Annotated in this window: 2 protein-coding genes; both read right to left on the reverse strand. The window is 63.8% G+C overall.

Features of this window, described 5'->3' with window-relative positions; all coding sequences use genetic code 11:
- Window positions 1-484, reverse strand: a 484-nt coding sequence (locus ACOZK4_RS12165; protein ID WP_421592098.1) for an ATP-binding cassette domain-containing protein, incomplete at its 3' end; no start/stop codon positions are given.
- Window positions 484-1,575 carry an ABC transporter permease gene (locus ACOZK4_RS12170; protein WP_421592099.1) on the reverse strand — a complete coding sequence of 364 codons (1,092 nt, stop codon included), beginning with the start codon at window positions 1,573-1,575 and terminating at the stop codon, window positions 484-486. The genes ACOZK4_RS12170 and ACOZK4_RS12165, both read right to left, overlap by 1 nt.
- Between the last annotated feature and the right edge of the window lie 263 nt (window positions 1,576-1,838).

Here is a 1,838-nt window from a genome sequence, read left to right on the forward strand (position 1 = left end):
CGGCAACGCCCTGGCGCTGGCCGCCGGACAGCGTCTCCACCGCCTGGTTGATGTTCTGGATCGTCATCAGGCCGAGTTCCGACAGCTTGTCGCGGGCGAACTTTTCCATCGCCCCGCGGTCGAGCTTGCGGAATACGCTGCCCATGACGCCCGGCTTGCGGATCTCGCGGCCGAGAAACATGTTGTCGGCAATCGACAGTGCCGGCGACAGTGCGAGGTTTTGATACACCGTTTCGATGCCGGCCTTCTGCGCCTCGATCGGCGAACGGAAGTTGATCACCTGGCCTTCGAGCCGGATTTCGCCTTCGTCCGGCGTGATGGCGCCGGAGATCGCCTTGATCATCGAGGACTTGCCGGCGCCGTTGTCGCCGATCACGGCGAGGATTTCGCCGGGATAGAGGTCGAAATCGGCATTGTCGAGGGCGGTGACGCGGCCGTAGCGCTTGACCAGTCCGCGTGCGGTGAGAATGGGTTCGAGTGCCATCAGCCTGCTACCTTTCTGATCCACTGGTCGATTGCGACTGCCGAGATGATGAGGACGCCGATCAGCAGATAGGTCCATTGCGGGTCCGTGCCGATGAGGCGAAGGCCGAGCGAGAACACACCCACGATCAGCGCGCCGAAGATCATGCCGAGGATCGAGCCGCGTCCGCCGAAGAGCGAGAGGCCGCCGATCACCACGGCGGTGATCGATTCGATATTGGCGAACTGGCCGGCCGTCGGCGAGACTGAGCCGATACGGCCGATGAGCGCCCAGCCGGCGAGCGCGCAGATGAGGCCCGACAGCGTATAGACCGAGACGAGCATGCGCTTGACGTTGACGCCGGCCAGTTCCGCAGCGTCCGGGTCGTCGCCGACCGCATAGACATGGCGGCCCCAGGCGGTCTGGTTCAGCACGTACCAGAGGAGCGCCACCAGCAGCACCATGGCGATGACGCCATAGGTGAAGACCGCGCCGCCGAGCTTGAGGTTGTTGCCGAAGAATTGCAGGAGCGGCGCCTGGCTGGCGAGGTCCTGCGAGCGGATCGTCTCGTTGGCCGAATAGAGGAAGTTCGAGGCGAGGATGATCTGCCACATGCCGAGCGTGACGATGAAGGGCGGCAGCTTCATGCGGGCGACGAGCAGGCCGTTGATATAGCCGCAGAGCGCGCCGCAGGCGAGCCCGCAGGCGACCGACACGACGGGCGGCAGGCCGTAGCGGAAGGTGAACTGGCCCATGACCACGGACGACAGCACCATGATGGCGCCGACCGACAGGTCGATGCCGGCGGTCAGGATGACCAGCGTCTGTGCCGCGCCCACGATGCCGACGATCGCCACCTGCTGGAGGATCAGCGTCATGGTGAAGGCGGAGAAGAATTTTCCGCCGAGAATGATGCCGAAGATCGCCACCGACAGCACGAGCACGATGAGCGGTACGGCAGACGGGCTGCCGTGCAGGAAATGCTGGAATTTCTGGATGGGTGTCTTGTCGTTCGTATCGAAGGACGCGACCTGCGTCGAACTGCCGGTCAGTACCTTCTCGAATTCCTGCGAGGGCTGCGAACCCTGCGGGGCCGTTGTTGTCTCACTCATGATCCTTTTCCTCCCCTTCCGATGCCGACCGTTGCGGCAGTGCGGATACAATGGGTGCGCGGACGTATCGGTAGAGACGCGTTCTGCGCACCTGCCGCCTTCTTCGGACGGCCTTCTCCTCACAGCGGCCATGATACAGGACCGCTGATCATTGGGGAGAAAGGTGCCCACGTCTTTTCGCGATTGTCAAAACAAGGGTGCGTTTTTCGCGACCCGATCCGTCCGTAGCGGATGGCCGGCCCGGTCAAACCGGGCCGGCGGGG

The sequence above is a fragment of the Shinella sp. M27 genome (genome assembly GCF_049199905.1).
Classification (GTDB): Bacteria; Pseudomonadota; Alphaproteobacteria; order Rhizobiales; family Rhizobiaceae; genus Shinella.

Coding starts and splice junctions, on each gene's coding strand:
- ACOZK4_RS12170 (WP_421592099.1), bottom strand. CDS start 1,575: ATGAGTGAGACAACAACGGCCCCGCAGGGTTCGCAGCCCTCGCAGGAA.